Source organism: Kaistia nematophila (assembly GCF_026343855.1).
In the GTDB taxonomy this organism is placed as follows: domain Bacteria; phylum Pseudomonadota; class Alphaproteobacteria; order Rhizobiales; family Kaistiaceae; genus Kaistia; species Kaistia nematophila.
Window position 1 is genome coordinate 379683 of sequence record NZ_JAPKNK010000002.1, and the last position, 23292, is coordinate 402974.

Genomic DNA, 23292 nt, shown 5'->3' on the forward strand with positions numbered 1-23292 from the left:
TTGATAGGTTTGTTCACGTCGCAGCGTCCGCTCATGCAGAGCAATCCGGTCGGAATCGTTCTAAATACGATCAGACAAGCTTGCTTGTTCTTCAGCTATAGAGATTAGTACCGGCTCATTTTGCGGCGCACAACCGGGATGTAAATAAATATTCAATTCTATTCTTGGGAAGTATTGTTTCAAAATTCGAATAGAATTTCATGCCTTTTCCGGGGCAAATGCCTGCACAATAGCGACATGACGATACGGGATGAGACGACCGGAGATCGGAAGGTGATCCGTGAGGTCATCGCGATCGCATTTTGCAGCGCAGCACACAGCAGTCAGCGCGAAGGCGAGCTGGTCGATGCCTTGCGCGCCGCGGGGGCACTTGCGGTTTCGCTGGTGGCGGAGGAAGACGGAAAGGTAGTTGGCCACATCGCCTTCTCCCCGGTCACGATCAACGGGGTCAATGAAGGCTGGTACGGGCTGGGACCTGTCGCGGTGCTGCCTGCCCTGCAGGGGCGCGGCCTAGGCCGGGCCCTGATCGAAGCGGGACTGGAGCGGATCCGATCCCTGGGTGCTGGCGGATGCGTGCTGCTCGGCGAGCCCGAATTCTACCAGCGGTTCGGCTTTCGCGCTGATCCGCGGTTGAAGCTCTCAGGCCCGCCGCCCGAATATTTCATGGCGCTCCCGCTGGCGACCGGCAGGGCAGCGCCAGAGGGCGAGGTCCGCTATCACACGGCCTTCGACGACGTCTGAGGATTCGACTACTGATGACGCGGCAGGCTGGCGCGCATGTCCTCGCGGGTCAGGACACCGGCGAGGATGGCGCCGAGCAGCGCACAGATCACCAGACCGAGACCGGCCCAGAAGATCACGAAATAGGCACACCCGCCATCGCTGCAGCCGACATTGACGATCCTCTGCAGCAACATGCCGATGCCCACACCGGTGCCAACCCCGACGATGCCGCCGAAGATCAGGCCGAAAAAGGCCGCGAATGCGATACGCATGGTTTTGTCCTGAAACTGGAATCAATTCGCCGGGAGGGATTAGCACCATTCCGGGGCGGTGCCTGTGTCCTCAGTCACGCAGTCTTGTTATAGCTGACGTTCATTTCCGATTGGTTGACGCGACCTTTACGCGCGACGGGAGTTTGTCCATGTCCGAGATCCAGATTGACGTCGTCACCGACATCGTCTGCCCCTGGTGCTTCATCGGAGTCGTCCGACTGCACAAGGTGTTGGCCGAAAACGGAATCGCGGCGCGGGTGGTGCATCATCCCTTCTTCCTGGATCCGAGCGTGCCCCCGGAAGGCATCGACGTCGCAGAAAAGCTGCGCAAGCGATTCGGCGGCGACCCGTCCGCGATGTTCGCCCGGGTCGAGGCGGAAGCCCGCAAGAGCGGCATCGCGCTCGATCTTTCCAAGCAGCCGCGCCAACGCCCGACCGCCGCCGCGCACACGCTGATCCGCCATGCCCTCGAGAAGGGGACGCAGGACGCCCTGGCGACCGCCCTGTTCGAGGCGCATTTCATGGACGCCCGCAACGTCGCCGACCCGGACGTGCTCGCCGAGATCGGCGCGCGGTTCGGTTTCTCCGCGGAGGAAGCGCGCCGGATCGCCACCGACCCTGCCGAACTGGAGATCACCCGCCAGGAAGCGGCGGCCGCGGCCGAGGGCGGCATCAGCGGCGTCCCCTTCTTCGTCTTCAACCGCCAGCTTGCGCTGTCGGGCTGCCAGCCGGAGGATGTGTTCGAGCAGGCGCTCGCCCAGGCGACCGGCGCGAGCGCCGCGGCCGACGCCTGAGCGAACCCGCCATACCGAAGAGGCTCGCATGGTCCGCACGTCCCACATCTTCCCCGTCCTGCGCTATCGCGATCCCAGGGCGGCGATCGCCTTCCTGGTCAAGGGCTTCGGCTTCGAGGTCTTCGCCCTGCACGAGGGACCGGATGGCGAGGTGGCGCACGCCGAACTTCGTCTCGGCCAGAACCTGATCATGCTGGGCGGCTTCAGTCCGGAGCTCGTCGCCAGCGGCCGCACGGCGAGCGGCGGCACCGGCGCCGTCTATGTCTCGGTCCGCTTCGTCGACGGCCATCACGACATGGCCGTCGCCGCAGGCGCCAAGATCACCCGCCCGCTCGAGGACATGGAATATGGTTCGCGGGAGTATTCCTGCCGCGATACCGAAGGCTATGAGTGGTCGTTTGGCACCTACGATCCGCTCGGTGTGGACGGCAAGGTGGCGGACGCCTGATCAACGACGGAAATACTCCGTTCAAACGACCCGGCAGGTCTCGTCGCCGGGCGGCCGACTCCTATTTTCGAAGACATGACTGAATTTCGTGCCCTCCGGCCTGACAGGCAAAAGGAGATCAGCATGACTTCGTACACGCGACTGCCATCCGTCCTATTTGCAGCAACCCTGGTGACAACCGGCCTCCCCTTGGCCCACGCGGTCAACCCGGTATTCCTGAAGGTAACGATCCACGATCTCGACGCCGACGGCGACCTGCCGGACGACGCGGCGCTCTGTCTCCCGGCCGTCAACGGGCTGCCGGTACGGGGCCGCGACCGGAGTCCGGCCGTCGAATGGTCAAACGCACCGGCGGAGACCAGATCCTTCGTCCTGATCATGACCGACCCGGACGTTCCGCTCGACGTGACGCTGCTGCGCGGACCGCGCCCCATTCCCGTCGAAGCGGCACGCGACACCCACTATCACTGGGTGCTCTACGACATACCGGCGACGACGACCTCCCTGCCGGCGGGCGCCGACGGCGACGGCTTCTCCCCGCACGGCAAGCCGGCGACCAGGACCCAATGGGGACAGCGCGGCGTCAACGCCAATACCTGGCTGATGGCCGGCAATCCGCGGCTGAAGGGCACCTATGCCGGCTATGACGGCCCCTGCCCGCCGGAGAACGACCTGAAGCCGCATGGCTATACGATCACCATCTACGCGCTCGACATCGACCACCTGGCCGCCAAGCCGCTGATGGACGGACCGGATGTGCAGAAGGCGATCGAAGGACATGTACTGGCCAAGGGCGAAGCCGTCGGCCACTACAGCCTCAATCCGGCGCTGCGCAAGGCGGTCGCCGAGTAGGGCGCCTCCCGGCAGGCTCAGGGCACGCGGCGGAAGAGACCGGGATAGAGGGCGACGAGCCCGCCCTCCTCCGTCTCGATCTCGGTGCGGAAGGTGCCGTCGACCGCCTCGTAGAGATAGCGGCGCCCGGCCTGCAAACAGGTGTAGCGCTGGCGGTCGAGGGTGATTTCCAGGTCCGGGAAGCGAACATAGACGGCGGTGATCTCCTGCGATTGTCCTTCCGCAAGATTCAGGCGCCGGATCGCCAGCATGTTGGTGACCGGGCTCGCCGAGAGATCGACGTCGCTGGCGCCGACCAGGGCCGGGACCCGCTTGCCGTCGCTGTTGCGCCAGAGGCCGTCGCCATCCGATTGCAGGGTGATCGACGGACCGCCGACCACAGCCACATGCGCTTCGGCGACACGTCCGTCCGGATGACAGGTCAGTTCATAGCGCGCGGCGAAACGCGCATCGCCGCCCGAGAGCAGGGCGCCCTCCGCCACTGCCCCTTTCGGCCGATCACTGAACACCATGTGCTCCAGCCCCTCGCCGTCCCAGCTCTGCCAGCGAACCGCCTTCGACATATTGCCCTGCCTATCGCGCTATTCCGCGCCTTGGTTTGGCCTACCGGTCGATGCCGGCCAAGAGAAGATACTTCTTCTCGACGAATTCATCGATGCCGTGATGCGAGCCCTCGCGGCCATTGCCGCTTTCCTTGACGCCGCCGAAGGGTGCCAGCTCGGTCGAGATCAGGCCGGAGTTGATGCCGACCATCCCGTATTCCAGCCCCTCGCCGACCCGGAAGATGCGGCCGATGTCGCGGGAATAGAAATAGGCGGCGAGGCCGAACTCGGTGTCGTTTGCGGCCCTGATGACCTCTTCTTCGGTCTCGAACTTGAACACCGGCGCGATCGGTCCGAACGTCTCCTCGCGCGAAAGCTGCATGTCGCGGGTCGCCCCTGTCAGCACGGTGGGCTCGAAGAACGAGCCGCCGAGCGCGTGCCGATGGCCGCCGAGCACGATCCTGGCGCCCTTCCCCGTCGCGTCCTTCAGGTGCTCCTCGACCTTGAGGATCGCCTTGTCGTTGATCAGCGGCCCCTGCGAGACGCCGGCCTCGACGCCGTTGCCGACCTTGAGCTTGTCGACGGCGGCCGTCAGCTTCTCGACGAAAGCGTCGTGGATGCCCGCCTGTGCATAGATGCGATTGGCGCAGACGCAGGTCTGGCCCATGTTGCGGAACTTCGAGATCATCGCGCCTTCGACCGCCGCATCAAGATCCGCGTCGTCGAAGACGATGAAGGGCGCGTTGCCGCCAAGCTCCAGCGCCATCTTCTTCACGGTCGTCGAAGCCTGCCGCATCAGCAGCTTGCCGACCTCGGTCGAGCCGGTGAAGTTCACCAGCCGGATCGCCGGGTGGGAAGTCAGCACGCCGCCGATTTCCGACGCACTACCGGTGACGACGTTGATGACACCAGGCGGAATACCGGCGCGGTCGGCGAGCTCGGCCAGCGCCAGCGCCGTCAGCGGCGTCTCGCCAGCCGGCTTCAACACCACGGTGCAGCCGGCCGCCAGTGCCGGCGCCACCTTGCGCGTGATCATCGCGGCAGGGAAATTCCACGGCGTGATCGCGGCGACGACGCCGGTCGGCTGGCGCAGCACGAGGATGCGCGCATCAGCGCGATGGCTCGGCAGCGTCTCGCCGGCGATGCGCTTCGCCTCCTCGGCGTAAAATTCGATGTAGGAATTGGCGTATTCGATCTCGCCCCTGGCCTCGGCGAGCGGCTTGCCCTGCTCCGAGGTCAGGATCATCGCCAGATCGTCCTGATGGGCCCGGATGCGCTCGAACCACTGGCGGATCAGCTTGGACCGCTCCTTGGCGGTCCTGGCGGCCCAGCTCCTGAACGCAACGGCGGCGGCATCGACGGCCTTCGTCGTCTCCTCGGCGCCGAAGCGCGGCACATGGCCGATTACGGCGCCGGTGGCGGGGTTGGTGACCTCGATCGACGGCTCGCCGATCCAAGCCCCATCGACATAGCACTGGTCCTTCACGAGCGTCGGATCGATCAGCTTCAAGGTCTTGACGGTCGACTTGTCCATGGTGCTACTCCCTTACGACGTTTTGCCAATGACCACGGCCGGCAACCGTTCCATCCGCGTTGCGACGATAGCGCGGCAGAGCCGGGACCGCCATGGAACTGTCGCCCCGCCGGACGGAAGCGGGAGCGAGACGGAGGGGCCATTGCCTTCGATCCGATTTGCCGTGACGGCCGCCATGCTGGCCGCCGTCCTGTTCACCGCGATGCCGGCGAGGGCTGAAGCCATGACTCCGGAAGCCACGCTGGAAGCCCTGATGAGCCCGCAAGGGTTGGGACCGGAGCATTTCGGCGCCGCCTTCCTGGCCGCGCTGCCGCTCCCGCAGCTCCAGCCCATCCTTGCCGGCATCCGCCAGGCGAACGGCCCGCTTGAGGGCGTCGATCGCGTCGGCTCCAGCTTCCGCCTGCGCTTCGCCGACGCAACCATCCCGACCACGATCGCCCTCGACGGCGAAGGCCGGATCATCGGCCTGTGGTTCGGCCCGGCGGAGCCGCTCGGCTCGATCGAAAGTCTGGCGGCCGCCATCCATGCCCTGCCCGGCTCGACGGCCCTCCTCGTCGTCAGCGACGGCAAGGACGTGATCGCGCAGGATGCCGACCGGCCGCTGGCCATCGGCTCCGCCGCGAAGCTTGCCGTCCTTGTGGCGCTCCGCGACGCGGTCGCTGCCGGGCGCCTCGCCTGGGACCAGGTCGTACCGCTCGCCCCGTCATGGAGATCCCTGCCATCCGGCCAATTGCAGGACTGGCCGGACGGCACGCCACTGACGATCGCGACCCTCGCCAATCTGATGATTTCGGTCAGCGACAACACCGCGACCGACGCCCTGATCCGCCTCGTCGGCCGGGGGGCGGTCGAGGCGGTCGCGCCCGCCAATACCCCGTTTCTCACGACGCGCGAGCTCTTCACGCTGAAGACAAACGAGAACGCGCCATTGCGGACCGCATGGATCGAGGGCGACGCGGGCGCGCGACGCGCCCTCCTGGCAGAGATTGCGGACAGGCCGCTGCCAAAAATCACCGACCTCAGCGCCGCCGCCACGCACGCGGTCGAGTGGTTCCTGTCGGCCCGCGAAGTCTGCCGTCTGCTCGACGCCACCGCCGAACTCGGCAGCGTCGGCATCAATCCGGGCGTCGCCGAACGCGAGCCATGGAAATCCGTCGCCTACAAGGGCGGCTCGGAGCTGGGCGTCCTCAACCTCTCCACCCGCGTCGTCGGCCATGACGGCCGCGTTCATTGCGTCGTCGCAAGCTGGAACCATGATGCAGCGCTTGACGACCAAAGATTGATCGCGCCCTATCGAGGCATCCTCAATCGCCTTGCCGAGCGGGAGTAGAACGATGCGCCAAGTCACCGTCGCGGCCACGCAGATGGAGTGCGACTGGGATCGCGCCGGCAATGTCGCGCGGGCCGAACGACTGGTGCGGCAAGCGGCGGCCGATGGCGCCAACATCGTCCTGATCCAGGAATTGTTCGAGACGCCCTATTTCTGCCAGGACCAGTTCCACGACCATTTCAACCTGGCCCAGCCCTTCGAGGGAAATCCGCTGATCGCGCATTTCGCGGCGCTCGCGGCCGAACTCTCCGTCGTGCTGCCCGTCAGCTATTTCGAACGCGCCGGCCAGACCGCCTATAACAGCATCGCCATCGTCGATGCCGACGGCAGCGTGCTCGGCAATTATCGCAAGAGCCATATTCCGGACGGCCCGGGCTATACGGAGAAGTTCTATTTCTCGCCCGGCGACACCGGCTTCCGCGTCTGGCCGACCCGCTTCGGCACCATCGGCGTCGGCATCTGCTGGGACCAGTGGTTTCCGGAGACGGCGCGCGCCATGGCGCTGGCAGGCGCCGAGATCCTGTTCTATCCGACGGCGATCGGCTCCGAGCCGCAGGATCCCTCGCTTGATTCCGCCGCCCACTGGCAGCGCGTGATGCAGGGACATGCCGGCGCAAATCTGATGCCGCTGGTCGCCTCCAACCGCATCGGGCTGGAGCGCGGCCTCAACGCCACCGAGATCACCTTCTACGGCTCGTCCTTCATTGCCGACCAGACCGGCGCCAAGCTGGTCGAGGCGGACAGGATCAGCGAAAGCGTGCTGACCGCGACCTTCGACCTCGACGCGATCGCGCATCAGCGCCGCTCCTGGGGCGTCTTCCGCGACCGGCGGCCGGAGCTCTATGGCGCCCTGACCACGCTGGACGGCCGCAATCCCCACGCGGCGGGACGCTGACTGCCTTCGCTTCATTCGACGGCACGGCTTCGCAGGACGGCATTCCACCGCGTCGCCCTGAAATGGCATGCCGTTGCTTAACTTGCCGGCGCCAATGTTCAATATTTTGAAGAGAATATTGACGCCCGGCCTGTTTCAGCCACTCCGAAGCAAAGGATGAATTCATCCTCTATTTCGGATTGAAAGCAAAAATCGCCCTCCTCCGGGAAGACGATCACTGCGGATTTGGAACTTGCTCCAGGCTCCGATCCATATTGATCCATGACCTTCGCGGTCACACCGGAGTTCCAACAGAATGAAGCTTCGTCCTGCGCTCGCCTTGGCGGCGACCCTTCTGCTTGCGCCCAATTTCGCCCAGGCCGGCGAGACGCTGGACCGGGTGTTGTCCACCAAGGTGCTCAACAACGTCGTCGTCGACGACTATCCGCCCTTCACCTTCATCGACAAGGACAACAAGCTCGCGGGCTTCGACATCGACGTCGCGCAGGCCGTCGCCGACAAGCTCGGCGTCAAGGCCGTCAACTCGGTGCCGGGCTGGGAGGTGATCACGGCCGGCCGCTGGGCGGGACGCTGGGACATCTGCATCTGCTCGATCACGCCGACGACCGACCGCGCCACCGTGCTCGACTTCATCGTCCAGTACTACAGCTCGCCGGCGGTCCTCGTGGTCCACAAGGACGAGACATCCATCCACTCGATCGCCGACATTTCCGGCAAGCGCGTCGGCGTCGGCACCGGCTCGAGCTACGAGGCCTATCTCGACAAGACGATCCAGATCCCGGGCGAGAAGGCCATCGCCTTCCCGTTCGAGAATCCGGTGAAGGTGCCCTCGGACGAGACCGTCAACTTCCAGAACCTGGCGCTCGGCGCCGGCGTCCGGCTCGACGCCATCGTCGCCAACATCGCCACCGCCAAGGGGCATATCGATGCGGGCGCCCCGCTCAAGGTGGTCGGCCAGCCGCTGTTCGGCGAGCCGAACTGGATCGCGGTCGACAAGGGCGACGCCGAATGGAATGCCAAGATCGTCGAGATCATCGAGGGCCTGCGTGCCGACGGAACGCTGAAGGCGATCTCGGAGAAATGGCTCGGCACCGACATCACGCGCAATGACGTTTGAGCTCAGAAGCGAGTCGGTCCGGCTCGGCCGCGATCTCCGTCCAGTCGTGGCGGCGCGGCCGTCGCGGCTCTCGGAAGCGCGCCTGTTCGGCATCAAGGTCGGCCTGGTCTGGGCCGGCCTTTTCGCCGTGTTGCTGGTCGGTTTCGTTCAGTTCGGCCTCGACGGCGGCGCCATCGCCGAACGGCTTCCCTTCATGCTCGGCATCCGCCTGACCCCGACGGGCATGATCCAGGGCGCCGCGATGACCCTGTTCGTCACGGCGAGTTCGGTCGGCTTCGCGGCGTTTCTGGGTGTCGTGACAGCCATGGGGCGGATGTCGTCCAACCCGTTCTGCTTCGCCATCGCCACCTTCTACGGATCATTGTTTCGCGGCACGCCGCTGCTGATTCAAGTCCTGCTGATCTACCTGGCGCTGCCCCAGATCGGCATCATCCTCGGCCCCCTCACCTCCGGCATCCTGGCGTTGTCGCTCAACTATGGCGCCTATAATGCCGAGATCGTCCGCAGCGGCGTCCGCTCGGTTCCGGCCGGCCAGTGGGAGGCGGCGATGTCGCTCGGCCTGCCGCGCTGGCGGATCGCGTGGAAGGTCATCGCACCGCAGGCACTGCGCGTCATCATCCCCCCCGCCGGCACGCAGGTTGTGTCGATGCTGAAGGATTCTGCGCTGGTTTCGCTGATGGGCGTCTGGGAACTGAACTTCCTGGCGCAGTCCTACGGGCGCTCTACCTACAAATACATGGAAATGCTGACCACGGCGGCGGCCATCTACTGGGTGATGTCGATCATCCTCGAATTCTGCCAGGCCAAGCTCGAGCGGCGCTTCGGGCGCGGCTACCCCGGCGTACAGACAAACGCAAACCGGTCCTGAACAGCGCCCATGGCGGCCGCGGATCCAAGCACGACAAGGAAGATCCATCATGACGACGCATCAACACGTGACGCTGCTCGACGGCGGCATGGGCCGGCAGCTCGAGCGCATCGGCGCACCGTTCCGCTTGCCGGAATGGTCGGCGCTCGCCCTGATCGAGACGCCGCATCTGGTGCAGAAGGCGCATGAGCAGTTCATCGAGAGCGGCGCGGAGATCGTCACCACCAATACCTACGCGATCAAGCCGCACCAGATCGGCGCCGAGCATTTCGAGACGGATGGCCTGCGGCTTGCCGGCCTCGCCGGCCAGGTCGCGCGCGCGGCGGCGGATCAGGCCGGGCGCCCCGTCAAGGTCGCCGGATCGCTGCCGCCCGTTTTCGAATCCTACCGGCCGGAGCTCTTCGACGCCGCCCGGGCGCCGGAAATCTTCCGGGTCCTGGTCAAGGGCCTCGCGCCGCATGTCGACCTCTGGCTGATCGAAACCCAGAGCTCCACCGTCGAGGCACTGGCGGCGATTTCCGCCGCGGCGCTGCACCCGAAGCCGATCTGGGTCTCCTACACGTTGAAGGACGAGGCGGGCCGCACCGGGCCGCCGGAACTCCGCTCCGGCGAGACGGTCGCCACCGGCGTCGAAAAGGCGGTCGAGGCCGGCGCCGTCTCGATCCTGTTCAACTGCAGCCAGCCGGAGGTGATGGAAGCGGCGATCCGCGAGGCACGCGCCACCCTCGACGCGGCCGGACGCCCCGACGTGAGCATCGGCGTCTATGCCAATGCCTTCGCCGCCGAGGAAGAGAGCGACGAGCCCTATGCCGGCATCTCCGATATCCGCGCCGACATCACGCCGGCGCGCTATCTGGTCTGGGCCGAGCGCTGGATCGATGCCGGCGCCTCGATCGTCGGCGGCTGCTGCGGCATCGGCCCGGAGCACATCACCGAAATCCGCCAGCACTTCGACTCGAAGTGAGCGGAATCCGGCTAGTTCATCTTCTGAAGAAGATCAGACAACTTGCTGATATCGCTTATGATATAATCTGCCTCCGGCGCAAGCTGCTCGGCCGACATGAAGCCGCTCTCGACACCAATGGCGACCACACCGGCGGCGCGCGCGGCATGCAGATCGTGCAGCGTGTCGCCGATCATCGCCGCCTCGCCCGGCTGGAAGCCGAACTGATCCAGAAAGGCGCGGATCTGTCCGGCCTCGGGCTTGCGGCCATGACCTGAATCATAGCCGAAGATGGCGTCGAACCACGAGACAAGACCAAGCCGCTCGCATTGCGACCGCGCGCCGCGCTCAGAATCATTGGTGACGACGCCGAGCCGGTAGCCGGCCTGCTGCAGGGTCGCGAACACCGCCGCCGGCTCGCCGATCGGCGTCGCGGCATTCAGCGTCGCGTCATGGAACAGGTCGCGCAGGATCTGCTCGAAGCTCGCGTCGCCGGGCCGTCCCAGCGCTTCGGCCCAGAGCGGGATCAACTCGCCGACAGAGCTGGCGATGAAGGGCGACGTCGGCAGCAGCACGCGCGCCTCGAGATCGTAGTGGACGATCTCGGCCAGCCGCTCCGCCAGCACCCCGTCGCCTTCGGCCAGCGTGTTGATGACCGAGCCCGTCGCGGCGTCCCAGGTCTTGGCGAAATCGAGAAAGGTCCCGTCCTTGTCGAACAGGAGCGCGCGCAGCTGCATGGCGTAATCCGTTGGAAGTCGTCGATGGCTTGCTCTAGCACGCTTGCCTTCGCCTGGCATTCCCGCTTCGATCACAGGCCCCGACGATCAGCGAACGAGCACCATGTCCGCAACGCTCCAGAGCCTCCCCCGCGACGACGGTTTCCGCATGCCGGCCGAATGGGAGCCGCATGCCGGCACCTGGATGATCTGGCCCGAGCGGCCGGACAACTGGCGGCTGGGCGGCAAGCCGGCGCAACAGGCCTTCGCGGCGGTGGCGACCGCCATCGCCGAAGCGGAGCCGGTGACCATGCTGGTCTCGGCCGGCCAGTGGGAAAACGCGCGCCAGCGCCTGCCCGCCCATGTCCGGCTGGTCGAGGCCACGACCAACGACGCCTGGTGCCGCGATACCGGCCCGAGCTTCGTCGTCAGCGCCGACGGCCGCCTACGCGGCAATGACTGGCGCTTCAACGCCTGGGGCGGCTTCAATGGCGGCCTCTATTCGCCCTGGGACCAGGACGACCGCGCTGCCGCCAAGATCCTCGAAATCGAAGGCGCGCCGCGCTATCGCGCCCCCTTCGTCCTCGAGGGCGGCGCGATCCATGTCGATGGCGAGGGCACGCTGCTGACGACGCAGGAATGCCTGCTGAACCCCAATCGCAATCCCTATCTCGACCGCAGCGAGATCGAGGAGCATCTCGCCGCCCGCCTCGGCGTCAGCAAGACCATCTGGCTCGGTCCCGGCCTCTTCCACGACGAGACCGACGGCCACATCGACAACCTCGCCTGCTTCGTCCGGCCCGGCGTCGTGGCGCTGACCTGGTGCGAGGACCCAGACGATCCGCAATACGCGATCTCGCATGACGCCCATGAGCGGCTTGCCGCCGCCACGGACGCGCAGGGGCGCAGGCTGCAGATCGTCAAGCTGCCGATGCCGGGACCGCTCTACATGACCGACGCGGAGGCGGCCGGCATCGACGTTTCCGAGGGCAGCGCCGAGCGGCGCGGCGGCGCGCGGCTCGCGGCATCCTACGCCAATTATTACATCGCCAATGGCCTGGTGGTGATGCCGTTGCTCGACGCGAAGACGGATCAGGCCGCGATGGAAATCATCGCCGCCCTGCATCCCGACCGCCGCATCGTCGGCATCGAGGCGCGGGAAATCCTGCTCGGCGGCGGCAACATCCACTGCATCACGCAGCAGCAGCCGGTCGGCCGGCCGGGCTGAGACGGCAAACAAAAGCTCCCGGCGCATGTCCTGCGCCGGGAGCTCGATGAATACGCCTGCGCATAGCGCGGGCGAGAAGAGTTCGTCAGCCCTTCAGGATGCTGCGGCCGGCATACTCGGCCTGCACGCCGAGCTGCTCCTCGATGCGGATCAGCTGGTTGTACTTGGCGGTCCGGTCCGAACGGGCCAGCGAGCCGGTCTTGATCTGGCCGCAGTTGGTGGCGACCGCGAGATCGGCAATGGTCGAATCCTCGGTCTCGCCCGAACGATGCGACATCACTGCGGTGTAGCCGGCGCGGTGCGCCATCGACACGGCGTCGAGCGTCTCGGTCAGCGAGCCGATCTGGTTGACCTTGACGAGGATCGAGTTGGCGGTGCCGGACTTGATGCCCTGCGACAGGCGCTTGGTGTTGGTGACGAAGAGGTCGTCACCGACGAGCTGCACCTTGTTGCCGATCTTGTCGGTCAGGCCCTTCCAGCCAGCCCAGTCGTCCTCGCTCATGCCGTCCTCGATCGAGATGATCGGGAACTTGGAGGCGAGATCGGCCAGGTAGTCGATCTGCTGCTCGATGGTGCGGACGACGCCCTCACCCTCATAGTTGTACTTGCCGTCCTTGAAGAACTCGGTCGCGGCGCAATCGAGGCCGAGATAGATGTCCTCACCGAGGCGGAAACCGGCCTTCTCGATCGACTTGGCGACGAAATCGAGCGCAGCCGTCGCCGAAGGCAGGTTCGGGGCGAAGCCGCCCTCGTCGCCGACATTGGTGTTGTGGCCAGCGTCCTTGAGCGCCTTCTTCAGCGTGTGGAACACTTCCGAGCCCCAACGGACGGCCTCGGCCAGCGTCGGCGCGCCGACCGGCAGAATCATGAATTCCTGGAAATCGATCGGATTGTCGGCATGGGCGCCGCCATTGATGATGTTCATCATCGGCACTGGCAGGACCTTGGCGTTGACGCCGCCGACATAGCGATAGAGCGGCTGGTCGGCAGCGGAGGCCGCCGCCTTGGCGAGCGCCAGCGAAACGCCGAGGATGGCGTTGGCGCCGAGGCGGGCCTTGTTCGGCGTGCCGTCGAGCTCGATCATCGTGCCGTCGATCATCGCCTGGTCTTCGGCTTCCATGCCGCCGATCGCGTCGAAGATCTCGCCGTTGACGGCCTCGACCGCCTTCAGCACGCCCTTGCCCTGATACTTGGACTTGTCGCCGTCGCGCAGCTCGACGGCCTCATGCGCGCCGGTCGAGGCGCCCGAGGGAACCGCGGCGCGGCCAAGCGAGCCATCCTCCAGCAAAACGTCGACTTCGACCGTCGGATTGCCACGGCTGTCGAGGATCTGGCGGGCAGTGATATCGATGATGGCGGTCATGCGGAAATCCTTGTTCTCGGACGGGACGCGAAGGTCTCGCAGCTTCTAGCCTGCCGCGCATGAAGGCGGAAGAGGAAGTGCGCGAAACTGTCGAGTTCCGATGCGGAAGTGCGCGGTCGAGCCGCGAAAGCGCGCGGACCGCGCAGTTTCGATTGCCTTCCGTCTCGCATCGGATGATGAAGACGGAATGACGACGCTTCTCATCACCGACGGCGACCAGACCGTCGACCTCCTCACCGCCGCCGGCAGCCGCGCCATCATCATGCCGTGGCGCGATGCGCTGCATGACGGTCCGATCCCGCCGCTCGATACGCTGGAAGCCGTCTCTGCCGTCCGGGCCGAGCATCTTGCCGAAGCGTTCAACTTCGATCCCGAGACGGTGGCCGCGACATTCGCCGAGCGAGACGCCGTCATGCGCCGCCATGCCGAATTCGACCGCGTCGAGCTCTGGTTCGAGCACGACCTCTACGATCAGCTGCAATTGCTGCAGATCCTCGATTTCTTCGCCAAGGAAGGGCGCACGCAGGGGATCGTCATCGTCCAGGCCGACAGCTTCTTCGCGATGGAGCGGCCCGATACGGTAATGCGCTTCGCGATCGACGGCGTGCGCGTCAACCAGGCGATGCTGGACATGGCGGCGACCGTCTGGAGCGAGCTGACGGCGCCAACGCCGGAGTTGATCGCCAAGCGGGCATTGCGGCCGATCAAGGGCTTCCCGTTTCTGCGGCAGGCGCTGGCGCGCTTCCTCGAGGAACTGCCGCAGCCGAAGACCGGCCTCAACCGCACCGAAATGCGCCTGCTCGATTCGCTCGGGCTCGAAGACATGTCGGCCGCAGCCCTGTTCCACCAGGCGCGAACCGCCGAGGAAGCTGCCTTCATGGGAACGTGGCCGTTCTACGCGGTGATCGATTCACTCGCCTTCTGCGACTTCCCGCTGATCGAAGGGCTGCACGCGCCTTATTCGCACGCCGATTCGGAAATACACGCCGAATATGTCACCGCGCCGCTGCGGCTGACCCTGGTCGGCGAGGACATCCTTTCCGGCGAGCAGGACCATATATCGACCAATGGCATCAGGCGCTGGTGGGGCGGCACGGAGATGAGCGGCTTCTCCGCCTGGCGCTTCAACCGCGACACGCGCGAGCTTCTGGCGCCCTGCTGACGCCAGGCCCGGTCTGGAGAGATGATGATGACCGAACAGGAACTGCAACTCGGCCGAAGCGTCGGCGCGGCGGCGACCCCGGAAACAGCGGTCCTCGACCGCGTGCCCAATCCGCATCCGGACACCCTCTATGTCGCTCGCTTCACCGCGCCCGAATTCACCTCGCTCTGCCCGGTCACCGGCCAGCCCGATTTCGCGCACCTCGTCATCGACTACGTGCCGAAGGACTGGCTGGTCGAATCGAAGTCGCTGAAGCTCTATCTGCACGCCTTCCGCAATCACGGCGCCTTCCATGAAGGCTGCACGATCGACATCGCCAAGCGCCTCGTCGATCTGCTCGACCCGCACTGGCTGCGCATCGGCGGCTATTGGTATCCGCGCGGCGGCATCCCGATCGACGTCTTCTGGCAGAGCGGCCCGGTGCCGGCGAACATCTGGCTACCGGACCAGGGCGTCGCGCCCTATCGCGGCCGCGGCTGACACGCGGCCGAGGCGTCAGATGCAGGCGCCGCCGTGGAGCGCCTCGTCGATCGCCGGGCTCGCGCCGCTCAGCGACACCGTGCCGGCAACCGAATCGCCGATCGAGATCTCGATCTCCTTGCCGGAGCGCAGCGTCTCGACATTCTCCGGCGCGAGGCGAATGCCCCATGTGTGGTTCGTCAGGGCCAGGAAGTCGCCGGCGAAGCCTTCATTGCGATCCGTCTTTACCTGGATCCGCTGGCGCTGGATGCCGTCCATGCTGCCGCGCTCGCCGATCTCCTGCCGGAGCGTGCCCGTATCGGTACCATAGGCGACGCGGAACACGGTGAGTTCCGGCGTATCGCAATAGACCGACACCATCAGCGGCTTGTCGCGGTCCTGCGCGATCGCCATCATCGGCGGCCCGCTCGGCTTGTCCTCGTAGCCTGTCAGCCGCTCGGTCCGCCATTCCGAGGCGCCGTTCATGATCGAGACTTTGACGTCGGTCACGCGCGGAACGCCGGGTTGCGCCGGCATGGGCGCGAAAGCGGTGGTGTTGTCGGTCGGCGGACTGTCGGATCCGGGCGCCGGCTCGCTCGGCGCCGGACGATCCTCGGCGACCACGGGCGGCTGCGGTGCCGGCGCTCCGGCAAAGGGATCGGCCGGAGGCTCGCTGGCGGCAGGCGCCGGAGTCGGCTCGTTTGCGGCAGGCGGTGCGCTGGAACTGGTGCTCGATAGCAGGCTGCGCAGCGGACCACCCGGCAAGGCGGCGATCACGACGCCGAGCGCTACCGCAGTCACGGCTGCGCCAATGCCGATCCGCTTCAGCCAGCGCGGCGAAGCGCCGTCGTCCTCGGCATCGGGCTCGACCAGTTCTTCGGGAGGCGCCGGAGCGACGGAAATGGAGACCTCATGGCTGAGGCTTGCAGCTGGGTGGCTGGCGGCCGCGCGGAGCGCCGAAGCCGGAGCCGGACGCGCCTCGGCCGGAGCTGGCTTCGCGGCAGCGGGACGGCCCGAAGCGGCCGGACTTGCCGGAGCCATTGAACTTGCCGGCGTGGTGGAACCGGACGGCGGTGGCGGCGGCGCAGCCGCAGCAGCAGGAGGGACGACGCTCGCTGGAGCGGCCGACCGCGTCGTCGGTCGCTTGAGCGAGGGGCTGCGCCGCTGCTGCTCTATGATAGCGATCGCGGCGCCGAGATCCCGCCGAAGCGCCTGATAGCGCTCCATGTCCATCTCGCCGCCCTCGGGCGTGCAAGTGGCTCGGATCGTGCGCTCGACCCTCTCATAGACGCGTCGACGCCCATCGGCGGACGGATCCGGAAGGTTGGAGATCGCCCGATCGAGAATGACTACGAGTTCGTTCGGGTCCATCGGGCTGGGCTCTTCCAGAGTGGGCGCAGGAGAACATCCTGCGTTCGTTTCACATCATCCCGCAAGTCGCTTCGAAACGACGGGGCGAGCCCTATCCCTTCGCAAGCCGGTCAAAGGCCATCAGGCGCTCCAGCAGCGCCGGCAGGTCGTCGATCTGGATCATGTTCGGGCCGTCGGACGGTGCGTTGTCCGGATCCTGGTGCGTCTCGATGAAAACGCCGGCGACACCGACCGCGACGGCGGCGCGCGCCAGAACCGAGACAAATTCGCGCTGGCCGCCCGAGGACGAACCCTGCCCGCCCGGCTGCTGCACCGAATGGGTGGCATCAAAGACGACCGGCGCGCCCATGGCAGCCATGATCGGCAGCGAACGCATGTCGCTGACGAGCGTGTTGTAACCGAAGCTGGCGCCGCGCTCGGTCAGGAGCACGTTCGGATTGCCGCTGTTGACCAGCTTGGCAAGGACATTCTTCATGTCCCAGGGCGCCAGAAACTGGCCCTTCTTGACGTTGATCACCCGGCCCGTCTCGGCTGCTGCGACTAGAAGGTCGGTCTGGCGGGACAGGAAGGCCGGGATCTGCAGGATGTCGACGACTTCGGCGACCACGGCGCACTGTTCGCGCTCATGGATATCGGTCAGCACGGGAACGTCGAATTCCTTCTTGATATCGGCGAAGATCGGCAGCGCCGCATCGAGGCCGGCGCCGCGCTTTCCGGAAATGCTGGTGCGATTCGCCTTGTCGAAAGACGACTTGTAGACGAAGCCAATACCGAGTCTGGTGGTCATCTCCTTGAGACGGCCGGCCATGTCGAAGGCATGCTGCCGGCTTTCCAGCTGGCAGGGGCCGGCGATCAGCGTCAGCGGCAAGTCATTGCCGAAGGTCGCCTTGCCGGCGGAGACATGCGAATTGGTTTCAGTCGTCATTCTTCACCGTGCCTGGAGGTCTGGCGTGCGCGGCCAGACCCTTACAACGTAAGCGTCGGCGATGCGACCCTTGATCCGCCAGCGTCGAGCGACCTTCGAGGACGCTTAGCCGGACAGCGCGGGATCGCGACCTGCCAGGCGAGAAGACACGCCGAGATCGCGGCGGATCCAAGGCCATCGCACGGAAGCCGAACGGCAATTCTGCGGGGCGAAACGGGTCGCCGTCCCCGGCGACCCGGAATCGGCCTCAGACGAGGCGCGACTGTTCGATGGCTGCCGCAATGAACGAGGCGAACAGCGGATGCGGATCGAGCGGCCGCGACTTCAGCTCGGGATGATACTGAACGCCGATGAACCACGGGTGATCGCGCAGTTCGACCGTCTCCGGCAGCACGCCATCCGGCGACATGCCGGCGAAATGCATGCCGCAGGCCTCGAGCCGGTCCTTGTAGTCGATATTGACCTCGTAGCGGTGGCGATGCCGCTCGAACACGGTCGTGTCGCCATAGATGCCGGCAATCTTCGAGCCGGGCTCGAAATGCGCCTCATAGGCGCCGAGGCGCATCGTACCGCCGAGATCGCCGGCCGAATGGCGCTTCTCGAGCATGTTGCCCTTGAGCCATTCGGTCATCAGGCCGACAACCGGCTCGTCGGTCGGGCCGAACTCGGTCGAGCTCGCCTTCTGGACGCCGGCCAGGCTGCGCGCCGCCTCGATGACGGCCATCTGCATGCCGAAGCAGATGCCGAAATAGGGCACGTTGCGACGACGGGCGAAACCGGCAGCCTTGATCTTGCCTTCCGAGCCGCGCTCGCCGAATCCGCCGGGCACCAGGATGCCGTTGACGCGCTCCAGATAAGGCGCGGGATCTTCCTTCTCGAAGATCTCGCTCTCGATCCAGTCGATGTTGACCTTGACCGTGTTGGCGATGCCGCCGTGCTGTAGCGCCTCGATCAGCGACTTGTAGGCGTCCTTGAGGCCCGTGTACTTGCCGACGACCGCGATCGTGACCTCACCCTCGGGATGGCGGATCTTGTTGGTCAACGCCTTCCACTTGTCGAGGACGGGCGGCTGCGCGTCGGTGATGCCGAACGCGGCCAGCACTTCGTCGTCGAGGCCTTCGGCGTGGTAGCTCGTCGGCACGTCGTAGATGTGGGCGACGTCGAGCGCCTGGATGACGGCCGATTCGCGCACATTGCAGAACAGCGACAGCTTGCGGCGCTCTTCCTTGGGGATCGGGCGGTCACTACGGCAGAGCAGGATGTCGGGCTGGATGCCGATCGAGCGGAGTTCCTTGACCGAGTGCTGCGTCGGCTTGGTCTTCAGCTCGCCCGCGCTCGGGATGTAGGGCATCAGCGTCAGGTGGATATAGACGACATTGCCGCGCGGTAGGTCGTTGCCGAGCTGCCGGATCGCCTCGAGGAACGGCATCGCCTCGATGTCGCCGACCGTGCCGCCGATCTCGCAGAGCACGAAGTCGACATCGTCGTTGCCGGAGAGCACGAACGACTTGATCGCGTCGGTGACGTGCGGAATCACCTGCACGGTGCCGCCGAGATAATCGCCACGGCGCTCCTTGGCGATGATCTCCTGGTAGATCTTGCCGGTGGTGACCGAATCGGCCTTCGAGGCCGGGCGCCCAGTGAAGCGCTCATAGTGGCCGAGGTCGAGGTCCGTCTCGGCGCCGTCGTCGGTGACGAAGACTTCACCGTGCTGATACGGACTCATCGTGCCCGGATCGACGTTCAGGTAGGGATCGAGTTTCCTCAGGCGGACCTTGTATCCACGCGACTGGAGCATTGCTCCGAGCGCCGCGGACGCGATGCCCTTGCCAAGCGAGGAAACCACACCGCCGGTTATGAATACGTACCGCGCCATGGGCCTCTACCTCAGTTTCCGATCGAACGTTTCATACGACAAAGGCTAGCCGTCGCGCCAGAACGACGACCCAGCCTCCATTCACCAAACTCCCCTTCCCCAAATAAAACGTCGCCGCACGGGACCGCGCGGCGACGCGAAGGAAAAGGGCCTTTACGCGCTTTACTGCGAACTCGGCACCGCCGGAGCGGCAGGCTCGGCCGGAGCCGGTGCAGCCGGGGCCGGGGTTGCCGGAGCGGCTTCCGTCGCGGCCGGTGCCGCAGCGCCGGCCGGAGCGGCCTCGCCAGCAGGAGCCGGCGTCGAAGCCGCAGGCGTCGCCGCCGGCTTCTGGCCGGGCAGCTGATCCAGGATGCCCTGACCCGAGCCGCCCGGAACGGCCGGCGCCGAGGTCGACTGACCCTGGATCTGGTCGAGGATCGAGGCCGGCCGCTCACCATAGCGGCTGAGCAGGGCAAGGCCCATCGACGTGACGAAGAAGATCGCCGCCAGGATGGCCGTCGTACGGGTCAGCACGTTGGCCGAGCCGCGCGCCGTCATGAAGCCGCCGCCGCCGCCGATACCGAGCGCGCCACCTTCGGAGCGCTGCAGCAAAACAACGGCGACGAGCGCGACGACCACCATGAGGTGGATCACGATGATGACTGTCTGCATCGATGTCTCTGATCAGAATTCAAAAAAGCTGGCGGCCTTGTACACGATCGTTTTGGCGGTTTCCAGTGCCGCGCCCCTGATATGGAGAGTGGAACGCCGGAGACAAGCCGCACGCCGTGTCACGCATAGGCCGCGGCGATACCGAGAAAGTCAGCGGCCTTCAGGCTGGCGCCGCCGACGAGCGCGCCGTCGACATCGGCAATCTTGAGTATTTCGCCGGCGTTGGAAGGCTTTACCGAACCGCCATAGAGAATGCGGACGCGCGCGCCTTCAGCGCCAAAGCGCGCCACGAGACGCTGGCGGATATGGCCGTGCACCTCGGCGATGTCGGCGTTGGACGGCGTGAGACCCGTGCCGATGGCCCAGACCGGCTCATAGGCGATAACCAGATTGGCGGCCGTCGCACCGTCGGGAATCGACCCGGCGAGCTGCGTGTCGACCACGGCGAGCGTGGTGCCGCCGCGCCGCTCGGCTTCGGTCTCTCCGATGCAGAGGATCGCCACCAGATCGGCCCGCCAGGCGGCTTCCGTCTTGGAACGGACGATCGCGTCCGTCTCGGAATGGTCCGTCCGGCGCTCCGAATGACCGACGATCACATGGGTCGCGCCGGTATCGGCGATCATCTCGGCCGAGATGTCGCCGGTATGCGCTCCGCTCGCCTTGACGTGGCAATCCTGCCCGCCGATCGAGATGCGGCTTCCGAGCGCGACGACCGCGAAAGGCACAAGCTGCGTCGCGGGCGGGCAGATGGCCAGATCGACCTTGCCCCGAAGCTCCGCACCATAGCCCGCGACGATATTGCCGAACTCGCTCGCCGAGGCCTTCAGTCCATTCATCTTCCAATTGCCGGCGATCAGCGGCTTCGGACGCGGGGATTGGGTGCTGGACATGAACGCTTCCTGATTTCCGGTGTTTGGATTCTTGTTGGCTCTTTTGCATAGCGACGGCGCGCCGAAGTCAAGGACCTGCCCGAATCGCACCCGCGGTCAGACGGCTGTCGGGGGCCGCGGAATCCCGGACGGAAGGTATGCTCGATGTTCCGTCACCGCGCGCCTTGCCCCGGCGAGGGGTCCTTTCTATGATCGCGCGCCCGAAGCGGGGCCGGTAAAGCCCCCGCGCGTTAGAGGACGTCGATGCTCAATACGATGCGCAAATACGCTGCCGGCTGGGTAGCGCAGATCTTGCTCGGCCTGCTCGTGCTGAGTTTCGCTGTCTGGGGCATCGCTGATGTCTTCAATGGTGTCAGCAAGCATTCCGTCGCCCGCGTCGGCGGCACGGATATCTCGTCGGTTAATTTCGATCGCGCCTATCGCCGCGAGCTGCAGGCGATGAGCCAGCGCGTCGGCCAGCAGATCACGCCGGACCAGGCCAAGATGCTCGGCATTCCGAACCAGGTGCTCGGCCGCCTCGTCACCGAGGCTTCGCTCGACGACCAGGCCAAGGACCTGTCGATCGGCGTTTCGCGCGACATGCTGATCCGCGAGATCGCCCAGGACCCCGCCTTCAAGGGCGCCGGCGGCACCTTCGACCGCAACTATTTCGTCTCTCTGCTGCGCAACAACGGCATGACCGAGGACGCCTACGTCCTGGAGCGCCGCGCGCAGGAGAAGCGCCAGCAGATCGCCGAGTCGATCTCGGGCGGCGCCACCGCGCCGGAAGCGCTCGCCAAGGCCCTGCACGAATACCAGACCGAGCAGCGGGACATCCGCTACCTCGTCCTCCCCGCCTCTTTGGTCGGCGAGATCCCGGCGCCGAACGCCGACGAGCTCACCAGCTATTACAATGACAACAAGGCGGACTGGCGCGCGCCGGAAGTGCGCTCGATCTCGCTGATCAAGCTCGGTCCCGACGAGGTCGCGCGGCCGGACGACATCACCGATGCCGACGCCCAGAAGGCCTATGACGCCGAAAAGGCGCGCTTCACGACGCCTGAAACCCGCCATGTCTTCCAGGCGGTGTTCGCGGACGAGAGCAGCGCCCAAACTGCGGCCGACCAGCTCAAGGCCGGCGAATCGTTCGAATCAATGCTCGAAGGCATCGGCAAGAAGCTTGGCGACAGCGATCTCGGCGTCATCACCCGCGACAAGCTGATCGACCCCAAGGTCGCCGAGGCCGCCTTCTCGCTTCCGGCGAACGGTTCCAGCGACGTCGTCAAGGGCAGCTTCGGCCCGGTCGTCATCCATGTCTCGGACATCGTTCCGGCGACGGTTAAGGCGTTTGACGAGGTCAAGGCAGATCTGAAGAAGGAACTGGCCCTGAATGCCGCCAAGGCGGACATCAACGGCCTGCGCGATTCGATTGAGGACGCCCGCGCTGGCGGAGCTTCGCTCGACGAGATCGCCACCAACAACAAACTGACGGTGAAGAAAATCGCCGTCGACCAGACCGGCAAGGACGCCGCTGGCAACGCGGTCGCCGACATCCCGGCACAGGCGCAGCTGCTGAAGGATGCCTTCGCCAGCGATGTCGGCATCGACAACGCCGCGATCCCGACTGAGGATGGCGGCTATGTCTGGTTCAGCGTCACCGACATCAACGAAGCCCATGACCGCCCGCTCGACGAGGTCAAGGATAAGGTAATCGAGGCCTGGAAGAAGCAGGCCACGACCGACAAGCTGATCGCCAAGGCCAAGGACACTAAGGATCGCCTCGGCAAGGGCGAGACTCTCGACCAGATCGCCACCTCGCTGAACCTGCCCGTGCAGACGCTCGACAAGCAGACCCGCAGTTCGCGTCCGGCCGACAGCTTCTCGACCGAAGCGCTCAAGGCCGCGTTCGCCGGCCCGAAGGGCTCGGCCGACGTCGCTCCGGGCGCCCAGGACGGCGAGCAGATCGTGTTGCAGGTCGCGGACGTCACCGAAACCCCGTACACTGAGGGCAGTGGCGACAGCGGCCAGATCACGCAGCAGCTTGCCGACGCCATGCAGAACGATCTTCTGCAGCAATATGTAGCCGAGTTGCAGCGCCAGCTCGGCGTGACGGTCAATCAGAGCGTCCTGCAACAGATCACAAGCGCCATCTGAGGGTTGATTGGAAACAATGTCGCCAAGCCATTTGCCCGATACGCAGTTCCGTCGGCCCTGCCCCGCGCAGGCCGCCGGCGCCGCTTTCGACGGAACGCAGGCCCTCGCCGGGGCCCGCGTCTGGCCGTCCTCGGGAAATGAGGCCGCGGCGACATGGTGGCGGCGCACGCAAACCTGGCGATGGCGTTGATCGCCTCCGG

The 23292-nt window shown here is 65.8% G+C and carries 23 protein-coding genes; 13 read left to right on the forward strand and 10 right to left on the reverse strand.

Going from position 1 to position 23292, the window contains the following annotated elements; genetic code table 11:
• The first annotated feature begins 237 nt into the window (after nt 1-237).
• A complete protein-coding gene (locus OSH07_RS06055; RefSeq protein WP_266337716.1) occupies nt 238-741 on the forward strand; it encodes a GNAT family N-acetyltransferase in 504 nt (167 codons plus the stop codon).
• Between the two features lie 8 nt (nt 742-749).
• Here the strand turns inward: OSH07_RS06055 and OSH07_RS06060 are convergent, their stop codons facing one another.
• The gene (locus OSH07_RS06060) at nt 750-995 is read right to left on the reverse strand and encodes a hypothetical protein (RefSeq protein ID WP_266337717.1); all 246 of its coding nucleotides are present in this window, start codon (nt 993-995) and stop codon (nt 750-752) included.
• Between the two features lie 149 nt (nt 996-1144).
• Here OSH07_RS06060 and OSH07_RS06065 point away from each other — a divergent pair, with 149 nt between their 5' ends.
• From OSH07_RS06065 to OSH07_RS06075, 3 genes are all read left to right on the forward strand, one after another.
• Entirely contained in the window at nt 1145-1789 is a 645-nt protein-coding gene (locus tag OSH07_RS06065) for a DsbA family oxidoreductase (protein WP_266337718.1), read from the forward strand.
• A 28-nt stretch (nt 1790-1817) separates the two neighbouring features.
• The gene (locus OSH07_RS06070) at nt 1818-2237 is read left to right on the forward strand and encodes a VOC family protein (protein WP_266337719.1); all 420 of its coding nucleotides are present in this window, start codon (nt 1818-1820) and stop codon (nt 2235-2237) included.
• 123 nt (nt 2238-2360) lie between these two features.
• A complete protein-coding gene (locus OSH07_RS06075) occupies nt 2361-3089 on the forward strand; it encodes a YbhB/YbcL family Raf kinase inhibitor-like protein (RefSeq protein WP_266337720.1) in 729 nt (242 codons plus the stop codon).
• A gap of 17 nt (nt 3090-3106) precedes the next feature.
• On the opposite strand, the gene OSH07_RS06080 is transcribed toward OSH07_RS06075, so the two are convergent.
• Both OSH07_RS06080 and OSH07_RS06085 read right to left on the reverse strand, forming a co-directional pair.
• Complete coding sequence (locus tag OSH07_RS06080) at nt 3107-3652, reverse strand: putative glycolipid-binding domain-containing protein (RefSeq protein ID WP_266337721.1); 546 nt, start codon at nt 3650-3652, stop codon at nt 3107-3109.
• Between the two features lie 40 nt (nt 3653-3692).
• A complete protein-coding gene (locus OSH07_RS06085; protein WP_266337722.1) occupies nt 3693-5165 on the reverse strand; it encodes an NAD-dependent succinate-semialdehyde dehydrogenase in 1473 nt (490 codons plus the stop codon).
• Nucleotides 5166-5307: 142 nt separating this feature from the next.
• Between OSH07_RS06085 and OSH07_RS06090 the strand changes: the two genes are divergently transcribed.
• The 5 genes from OSH07_RS06090 (at nt 5308) to OSH07_RS06110 (ending at nt 10339) form a co-directional block, all read left to right on the forward strand.
• Nucleotides 5308-6495, forward strand: coding sequence for a serine hydrolase (locus tag OSH07_RS06090; protein WP_266337723.1), 1188 nt, complete (start codon nt 5308-5310; stop codon nt 6493-6495).
• Between the two features lie 4 nt (nt 6496-6499).
• A complete protein-coding gene (aguB, locus tag OSH07_RS06095; protein ID WP_266337724.1) occupies nt 6500-7390 on the forward strand; it encodes an N-carbamoylputrescine amidase in 891 nt (296 codons plus the stop codon).
• 295 nt (nt 7391-7685) lie between these two features.
• Nucleotides 7686-8507 (forward strand): transporter substrate-binding domain-containing protein, encoded by an 822-nt coding sequence (locus tag OSH07_RS06100; protein WP_266337725.1) that lies wholly within the window; start codon nt 7686-7688, stop codon nt 8505-8507.
• Nucleotides 8497-9375, forward strand: coding sequence for an amino acid ABC transporter permease (locus tag OSH07_RS06105; protein WP_266337726.1), 879 nt, complete (start codon nt 8497-8499; stop codon nt 9373-9375). The genes OSH07_RS06100 and OSH07_RS06105 overlap by 11 nt, the downstream gene beginning before the upstream one ends.
• A gap of 49 nt (nt 9376-9424) precedes the next feature.
• Complete coding sequence (locus OSH07_RS06110) at nt 9425-10339, forward strand: homocysteine S-methyltransferase family protein (RefSeq protein WP_266337727.1); 915 nt, start codon at nt 9425-9427, stop codon at nt 10337-10339.
• 11 nt (nt 10340-10350) lie between these two features.
• Here the strand turns inward: OSH07_RS06110 and OSH07_RS06115 are convergent, their stop codons facing one another.
• The gene (locus OSH07_RS06115; protein ID WP_266337728.1) at nt 10351-11055 is read right to left on the reverse strand and encodes an HAD family hydrolase; all 705 of its coding nucleotides are present in this window, start codon (nt 11053-11055) and stop codon (nt 10351-10353) included.
• A gap of 103 nt (nt 11056-11158) precedes the next feature.
• On the opposite strand from OSH07_RS06115, the gene aguA reads away from it, so the two are divergent.
• A complete protein-coding gene (gene aguA / locus OSH07_RS06120; protein ID WP_266337729.1) occupies nt 11159-12262 on the forward strand; it encodes an agmatine deiminase in 1104 nt (367 codons plus the stop codon).
• A gap of 85 nt (nt 12263-12347) precedes the next feature.
• Here the strand turns inward: aguA and eno are convergent, their stop codons facing one another.
• Nucleotides 12348-13625, reverse strand: a complete 1278-nt coding sequence (eno, locus tag OSH07_RS06125) for a phosphopyruvate hydratase (RefSeq protein ID WP_266337730.1) — start codon at nt 13623-13625, stop codon at nt 12348-12350.
• Nucleotides 13626-13812: 187 nt separating this feature from the next.
• Between eno and OSH07_RS06130 the strand changes: the two genes are divergently transcribed.
• Together OSH07_RS06130 and queF are read left to right on the forward strand one after the other, a co-directional pair.
• Nucleotides 13813-14787 carry a hypothetical protein gene (locus tag OSH07_RS06130; protein WP_266337731.1) on the forward strand — a complete coding sequence of 325 codons (975 nt, stop codon included), beginning with the start codon at nt 13813-13815 and terminating at the stop codon, nt 14785-14787.
• Between the two features lie 27 nt (nt 14788-14814).
• Nucleotides 14815-15267, forward strand: a complete 453-nt coding sequence (queF, locus tag OSH07_RS06135; protein ID WP_266337732.1) for a preQ(1) synthase — start codon at nt 14815-14817, stop codon at nt 15265-15267.
• Nucleotides 15268-15282: 15 nt separating this feature from the next.
• On the opposite strand, the gene OSH07_RS06140 is transcribed toward queF, so the two are convergent.
• The 5 genes from OSH07_RS06140 to tpiA form a co-directional block, all read right to left on the reverse strand.
• On the reverse strand, nt 15283-16287 hold the full coding sequence (locus tag OSH07_RS06140) for a hypothetical protein (RefSeq protein WP_266337733.1): 1005 nt from the start codon (nt 16285-16287) through the stop codon (nt 15283-15285).
• Between the two features lie 421 nt (nt 16288-16708).
• Entirely contained in the window at nt 16709-17542 is an 834-nt protein-coding gene (gene kdsA / locus OSH07_RS06145; RefSeq protein ID WP_266337734.1) for a 3-deoxy-8-phosphooctulonate synthase, read from the reverse strand.
• 247 nt (nt 17543-17789) lie between these two features.
• Nucleotides 17790-19418 (reverse strand): CTP synthase, encoded by a 1629-nt coding sequence (locus OSH07_RS06150; RefSeq protein WP_266337735.1) that lies wholly within the window; start codon nt 19416-19418, stop codon nt 17790-17792.
• 162 nt (nt 19419-19580) lie between these two features.
• Nucleotides 19581-20069: a preprotein translocase subunit SecG gene (gene secG, locus OSH07_RS06155; protein WP_266337736.1), complete on the reverse strand. Its 489-nt coding sequence runs from the start codon at nt 20067-20069 to the stop codon at nt 19581-19583.
• 119 nt (nt 20070-20188) lie between these two features.
• Nucleotides 20189-20959, reverse strand: coding sequence for a triose-phosphate isomerase (tpiA, locus tag OSH07_RS06160; RefSeq protein ID WP_266337737.1), 771 nt, complete (start codon nt 20957-20959; stop codon nt 20189-20191).
• Nucleotides 20960-21202: 243 nt separating this feature from the next.
• On the opposite strand from tpiA, the gene OSH07_RS06165 reads away from it, so the two are divergent.
• Nucleotides 21203-23092, forward strand: coding sequence for a SurA N-terminal domain-containing protein (locus tag OSH07_RS06165; protein ID WP_266337738.1), 1890 nt, complete (start codon nt 21203-21205; stop codon nt 23090-23092).
• The last annotated feature ends 200 nt before the right edge of the window (nt 23093-23292 follow it).

Bases quoted from the DNA above. Each gene is read 5' to 3' on its own strand.
- OSH07_RS06055 (WP_266337716.1), top strand. From the start codon at position 238: ATGACGATACGGGATGAGACGACCGGAGATCGGAAGGTGATCCGTGAG.
- OSH07_RS06060 (WP_266337717.1), bottom strand. From the start codon at position 995: ATGCGTATCGCATTCGCGGCCTTTTTCGGCCTGATCTTCGGCGGCATC.
- OSH07_RS06065 (WP_266337718.1), top strand. From the start codon at position 1,145: ATGTCCGAGATCCAGATTGACGTCGTCACCGACATCGTCTGCCCCTGG.
- OSH07_RS06070 (WP_266337719.1), top strand. From the start codon at position 1,818: ATGGTCCGCACGTCCCACATCTTCCCCGTCCTGCGCTATCGCGATCCC.
- OSH07_RS06075 (WP_266337720.1), top strand. From the start codon at position 2,361: ATGACTTCGTACACGCGACTGCCATCCGTCCTATTTGCAGCAACCCTG.
- OSH07_RS06080 (WP_266337721.1), bottom strand. From the start codon at position 3,652: ATGTCGAAGGCGGTTCGCTGGCAGAGCTGGGACGGCGAGGGGCTGGAG.
- OSH07_RS06085 (WP_266337722.1), bottom strand. From the start codon at position 5,165: ATGGACAAGTCGACCGTCAAGACCTTGAAGCTGATCGATCCGACGCTC.
- aguB (WP_266337724.1), top strand. From the start codon at position 6,500: ATGCGCCAAGTCACCGTCGCGGCCACGCAGATGGAGTGCGACTGGGAT.
- OSH07_RS06100 (WP_266337725.1), top strand. From the start codon at position 7,686: ATGAAGCTTCGTCCTGCGCTCGCCTTGGCGGCGACCCTTCTGCTTGCG.
- OSH07_RS06105 (WP_266337726.1), top strand. From the start codon at position 8,497: ATGACGTTTGAGCTCAGAAGCGAGTCGGTCCGGCTCGGCCGCGATCTC.
- OSH07_RS06110 (WP_266337727.1), top strand. From the start codon at position 9,425: ATGACGACGCATCAACACGTGACGCTGCTCGACGGCGGCATGGGCCGG.
- OSH07_RS06115 (WP_266337728.1), bottom strand. From the start codon at position 11,055: ATGCAGCTGCGCGCGCTCCTGTTCGACAAGGACGGGACCTTTCTCGAT.
- aguA (WP_266337729.1), top strand. From the start codon at position 11,159: ATGTCCGCAACGCTCCAGAGCCTCCCCCGCGACGACGGTTTCCGCATG.
- eno (WP_266337730.1), bottom strand. From the start codon at position 13,625: ATGACCGCCATCATCGATATCACTGCCCGCCAGATCCTCGACAGCCGT.
- OSH07_RS06130 (WP_266337731.1), top strand. From the start codon at position 13,813: ATGACGACGCTTCTCATCACCGACGGCGACCAGACCGTCGACCTCCTC.
- queF (WP_266337732.1), top strand. From the start codon at position 14,815: ATGACCGAACAGGAACTGCAACTCGGCCGAAGCGTCGGCGCGGCGGCG.
- OSH07_RS06140 (WP_266337733.1), bottom strand. From the start codon at position 16,287: ATGGCTCCGGCAAGTCCGGCCGCTTCGGGCCGTCCCGCTGCCGCGAAG.
- kdsA (WP_266337734.1), bottom strand. From the start codon at position 17,542: ATGACGACTGAAACCAATTCGCATGTCTCCGCCGGCAAGGCGACCTTC.
- OSH07_RS06150 (WP_266337735.1), bottom strand. From the start codon at position 19,418: ATGGCGCGGTACGTATTCATAACCGGCGGTGTGGTTTCCTCGCTTGGC.
- secG (WP_266337736.1), bottom strand. From the start codon at position 20,069: ATGCAGACAGTCATCATCGTGATCCACCTCATGGTGGTCGTCGCGCTC.
- tpiA (WP_266337737.1), bottom strand. From the start codon at position 20,959: ATGTCCAGCACCCAATCCCCGCGTCCGAAGCCGCTGATCGCCGGCAAT.
- OSH07_RS06165 (WP_266337738.1), top strand. From the start codon at position 21,203: ATGCTCAATACGATGCGCAAATACGCTGCCGGCTGGGTAGCGCAGATC.